We start from the raw sequence: 4,646 nt of genomic DNA, 5'->3' as shown, positions 1-4,646 counted from the left end.
TGAGCTGAAGGGAGCGCGCCCCGTTTCAAGGGACGCGCTCCTTCGCCATTCCAGTCCGGACTGTCAGTCATCGGACAGTTCCCGGACGGGGCAGGAGTGCCGCTCGTCGGCCCGCCGAGGTGGGGTTACTGTTCACCCCAGATCGTAAGCTCTGATCCTTCGTTGCGTCATGGGTCGCGACCCGCTGCGCAACCAAGCCTCTTGAGAGTCCAGGCAGCCGGGGGCGACTTCATGGAGATAGGCGAACCAGTAGCCGTCGCGGACGTAGACGTGGACGACTGGAACTGTCCATTCAGTCATGGCAAGGCAGGGACAGTCACCAACGAGCTCGACACGGATCCAGCAAAGCTCGGCACCCGCATGGAGAATGGCACGAGCAGCCGACTCTGGGACGACTCCTCCGGCAAGTTTGAACCCAAGAAGATCAGCGTCGACAAGCAGGCCGCGTCCTCAGCCATCCAGGAGCCCTACGAGGTCTACCTGGCACTGGACCATCTCGGTAACTCTGTCCGCATGCCATTCTCGGTTGCGGCTCATCATCTGATCCCCGGTGAGGCCTCCCTGCCCCAGAGCAGACTCATTGACTATGTAAAGGGTGGGAGCGTCATCAGCAGTGATATCGGTTATGGGGTCAACGGCCGCGAGAACGGCATCTGGCTCCCAACACATCATGCACTCTCCCAGAATATGCCTGTCTTGCCCTCCGCCACCAAGAAACACAGATACTCCGCGCTCAGCAAGGAGGGCAACAGAGAGGTTGCATCCGTCGTGAGCCTTTACACTCAGGCCGTCATGGAGAAGGCCCTCGTCCAGTTCCACGACGACCACACGCAGGCCACTGGCTACAGCTCTTTCGTTGTGCAGATCCTCGACAAAATCCAGGCGAACCTCGCGACCATCAAGAACTACAACTGCAGCCAGTGCCAGAAGGCCAAGAAGAACGGCGGGAAATTGCCACCACCGTATATCCTGGTTCATCGCCTCAACCAGGTCTCCAGTCGCCTGGCCGGACTTCTCACCGGCCCTGCCGCAGGTTGGCGTCCACCGGTCTACACCTCACCTCATGCGCGAGCATTCGCCAACGACTCGCGCCAGCTCTCCTTGAGAAACCGAGGATGACCCGATACCTCATGTTGGAGTGCTTGATCCCAGAGGACAAGACCGCCTTCGCCATCAGGCCACACCCCGCCATCGAGGGCATCGACAGTTGGCTCACTGGCGCCAGCTTTCTCAGCCCGCCGCACGCGACCATCGAGTTGGACTGGGACCCCGAAACCAGCGGGGTCAAGAAAACAATGTATGCCTCACCGATGCCGCTGCTCCGGAAGGACGTATTCCAAGTGCTCGAGGAATTGGGTGTCGATAACATCGATGCATATCCCGTCGAGATCCGACATGCGGACACAGGCATCATCGACAAGGACTATGTCGCGTTCAATGTCCTGGGTGCCGTGATGGCTGCGGACCTGTCGAAGTCGCACTACTCGGACCCATCGGGAACAGGCCGCCTGGACATGGACTTTGACAGTCTGACCATTGAACCCTCGAAGGCCCAAGACCTCCTCTTCTTCAGACTGGCGGAGTGTGTCTCTGGCATCGTGGTGCACGAGTCAGTGGCCGATGGGCTGATGGCTCTGGGTGGTTTCGGCCTGGAGCTGGTGCCCCCTGAAGAGTGGGTTGGGTGAGTCTGCAATCCCAACCACCCAACGAGGAATCCATGAATCTCGTTCATGAAGTCTACACGCTGCTCGCAATGCGGGACCTCTCGGTCCTGTTCAAGACCTACGAAACGGCATTGAGCGTGCTTCCGAAAGCCCAGGGCGCGGAACGTCTGGCCTTACACGAGGCCATCGTCAGCGCCTTGGACGGAATACTGACCGAATTGGGAGAACACGGTCTTGGCAACATCGCCCTCATGGACATCGACCTCGCGACGCTCGACCTGGAGGAACTCAGGGACTCGTGTGCCGCCTCGTGGCGAGAGGTCAAGAAGCTGCGAGAGGACGGCATGGACAGCGGTCCCTTGATTCGGCCCTATGTCGCCGACTGGATGCCCCCCATCGGGTCGCGAGACTGGCAATCCCGCATGCGCCTAGGCGTCAAACACCGCAGTGACCCCTCCTGGGTCCCCAACCTGGCGGAGCGTCTCAAGCCGGAGTGACCCATGGCTGGACTCGCGGACATCCTCGCTGCCGGAATGATGACACCAGTGGGTCTTTCGGCGGAGACCACCGCCGCGGCGGTTCGCGCGGGCATCTCTCGCATCCGCGAGTCAGACATCCAGGACAAGCGGTTTCGCTCCCTACGGGCAGGCTTCCTGGCGGAGGAACTCCTACCACCCCTGACGAGTGACCCGAGGCTCCCTCGAACCGGCCTGACCGCGCGCCACCGACGCATGCTCCGGTTGGCGACACGGGCACTGCTTCAAGTCATCCCAGATGGCGAGCCCGCCCCGTTGTTCCTGGCCTTGCCCGAACCCATGAGGCCCACGGAGGCCCCCATCGGTGACACCTTCCTCGCGCATCTGGAGGTGCAGCTCGGAAGGGAGTTCGACCTGCGGCAGAGCCAGGTCTTTCAGCAAGGAAGAGCCGGTGGAATGGTCGCGCTGGCGAGCGCGTGCCAGGCATTGCGCGGCGGCCGTATCAGCACCGCGCTCGTGGGGGGCGTCGACACGTACCTGGACCTGCGCCGGCTCACGGGGCTGGACCAGGAGGAGCGACTCCTCGTTGATCGCGCGACCGAGGGGTTTCTCCCCGGAGAGGGAGCGGCGTTTCTGCTCCTCGGTGCGCCGGGAGAAGCGCGCCGCCAGCAGCGCGCCCCACTCGCGCACATCCTCGGGGTGGGAACAGGCACGGAAGAGGGCCATCGCTACAGCGACCTCCCCTATCGAGGAGACGGGCTGTCCCAGGCCTTTCGCCAGCTCTTCGCAAGTGACGCCTCGAGCACACCGAGGATCCGCCACGTCTACGGGAGCTTCAATGGGGAGCACTTCTGGGCCAAGGAGTGGGGCGTCTCCTACGTCCGGCACGGTCGGCGGTTCGCGGAGCCACTGCGGGTCGATCATCCCGTCGAGTTCATGGGCGACACAGGAGCCGCGCTTGGCCCGTTGATGTCAGGGCTCGCGGCGATGGGCCTCGCCAAGGGGTACCACCAGGGCCCCATCCTCGTATGGTCCTCCTCGGACCGGGAGGCACGAGGCGCCGTGCTCCTGGGTTCACGACAGGAGCCGGGGCCAACCCGTGCTGCTATCCTCGCCAGAAGCCCACACCCCACGGAGCACGCGTGACTGTCAGCATCGAGGACTTGCGTCAGCGAGCACAGCGGCGGCTGCCCCGGACCGTCTTCGATTACATCGAGGGCTTCTCCGACGACGGCTACACCGTCACCGCCAACCGCCAGAGCTTCGACCGCTACCTCTTCAGGTCACGCGCCCTCGTCGACGTCAGCGCCATCGACCACTCCACCACGCTGCTGGGTGAACCTCTCGCGACGCCCATCGTCCTGGCGCCCACGGGCCTCGCGGGACTGCTCGCGCCCCGAGGCGAGGAGCTGGCCGCGAAGGCCGCGGCGAGCCGAGGCACCGTGTTCACCTTGAGCACCATGTCCATCGGCACCATCGAGGAGGTCGCCGCCGCCGCGTCCACGCCCCTCTGGTTCCAGCTCTACATCTGGAAGGACCGCAGCGTCACCCAATCCCTCCTCGACCGAGCCAAGGCGGCGGGCTACCGCGCGCTCTGCCTCACCGTCGACGTGCCCGTCATGGGCAACCGCGAACAGGACCGGCGCAACGGCTTCACCGTCCCGCCCCGCATCCACTTCGCCAACGTGCTGGATGTCCTGCGCCACCTCGGCTGGGTCCTCCGCATGTCCTCCAGCCCTCGCGCCACCTTCGGCAACTTCGTCGGCCACCCCGCGCTCACCCGCACCGACGCCGTGGGCGTCGCACGCTTCACCAATCACCAGTTCGACACCTCCGTGACCTGGAAGGACGTGGAGTGGCTTCGCTCCCACTGGCCCGGCCCCCTCGTCATCAAGGGCATCACGAACCCCGAGGACGCCCGGCGCGCGGTGTCGCTCGGCGTCGAAGCCCTCATCGTCTCGAACCACGGAGGCCGACAGCTCGACTTCCTCCCCGCCGCCATCGACCTCCTCCCGGAAGTCGTCGACGCGGTGGAGGGACGCGCGGAGGTCATCCTCGATGGCGGCATCCGCCGAGGCTCCGACATCGCCAAGGCCATCGCCATGGGCGCACGCGCCTGCATGGTGGGACGCCCCTTCCTCTACGGGCTGGCCGCGGATGGACAGGCAGGCGTGGAGCTCGCGCTCGACCTCCTCACCTCCGAGCTCGACCGCACGCTCGCCCTGCTCGGAAGGCCCCGGCTCAGCGACCTGGACCGCACCGCGCTGCGCGTCGACGCCCCCGCCTCACTCGAACCCCGCACGTCGCAGCGGCACGGAGCGACACCCACCTCCATGAGGCCGGTGGGTGGGACACACGACACCTGAGTACACCTGCCGGGCGGGAAGCGCCGGTTGACGGCAAGAGGCAACAGCCGATAGCTTGCGCTCCGTGCTGATGACTTCCACCCCGATGGCCGCGCTGCTTCGCCGCTGCTGCCGCCGGGCGTGTGCCTGTTGTGCCCTCT

5 protein-coding genes are annotated in these 4,646 nt (G+C 64.9%); all 5 read left to right on the top strand.

The genetic code is table 11. The annotated features are described in order from the left end of the window. Window positions 1-270: 270 nt before the first annotated feature. From MYSTI_RS13260 to MYSTI_RS13240, 5 genes are read left to right on the top strand one after another with little or no spacing between them, the layout of a single operon-like run. Window positions 271-1,119 carry an AHH domain-containing protein gene (locus MYSTI_RS13260; protein ID WP_015348268.1) on the top strand — a complete coding sequence of 283 codons (849 nt, stop codon included), beginning with the start codon at window positions 271-273 and terminating at the stop codon, window positions 1,117-1,119. After that, window positions 1,116-1,685 (top strand): DEAD/DEAH box helicase family protein, encoded by a 570-nt coding sequence (locus MYSTI_RS13255; protein WP_015348267.1) that lies wholly within the window; start codon window positions 1,116-1,118, stop codon window positions 1,683-1,685. The genes MYSTI_RS13260 and MYSTI_RS13255 overlap by 4 nt, the downstream gene beginning before the upstream one ends. A gap of 32 nt (window positions 1,686-1,717) precedes the next feature. Further along, entirely contained in the window at window positions 1,718-2,161 is a 444-nt protein-coding gene (locus MYSTI_RS13250) for a hypothetical protein (protein WP_015348266.1), read from the top strand. Between the two features lie 3 nt (window positions 2,162-2,164). Then, window positions 2,165-3,286: a beta-ketoacyl synthase N-terminal-like domain-containing protein gene (locus tag MYSTI_RS13245; RefSeq protein WP_015348265.1), complete on the top strand. Its 1,122-nt coding sequence runs from the start codon at window positions 2,165-2,167 to the stop codon at window positions 3,284-3,286. Beyond that, window positions 3,283-4,506 (top strand): alpha-hydroxy acid oxidase, encoded by a 1,224-nt coding sequence (locus MYSTI_RS13240; protein WP_015348264.1) that lies wholly within the window; start codon window positions 3,283-3,285, stop codon window positions 4,504-4,506. The genes MYSTI_RS13245 and MYSTI_RS13240 overlap by 4 nt, the downstream gene beginning before the upstream one ends. The last annotated feature ends 140 nt before the right edge of the window (window positions 4,507-4,646 follow it).

The organism is Myxococcus stipitatus DSM 14675 (genome assembly GCF_000331735.1).
Lineage (GTDB): Bacteria > Myxococcota > Myxococcia > Myxococcales > Myxococcaceae > Myxococcus > Myxococcus stipitatus.
This window is presented reverse-complemented; position numbering and strand designations above follow the sequence as displayed.

Excerpts from the sequence above, each read along its gene's own strand:
- MYSTI_RS13255 (WP_015348267.1), top strand. The coding sequence starts at position 1,116 with ATGACCCGATACCTCATGTTGGAGTGCTTGATCCCAGAGGACAAGACC.
- MYSTI_RS13250 (WP_015348266.1), top strand. The coding sequence starts at position 1,718 with ATGAATCTCGTTCATGAAGTCTACACGCTGCTCGCAATGCGGGACCTC.
- MYSTI_RS13245 (WP_015348265.1), top strand. The coding sequence starts at position 2,165 with ATGGCTGGACTCGCGGACATCCTCGCTGCCGGAATGATGACACCAGTG.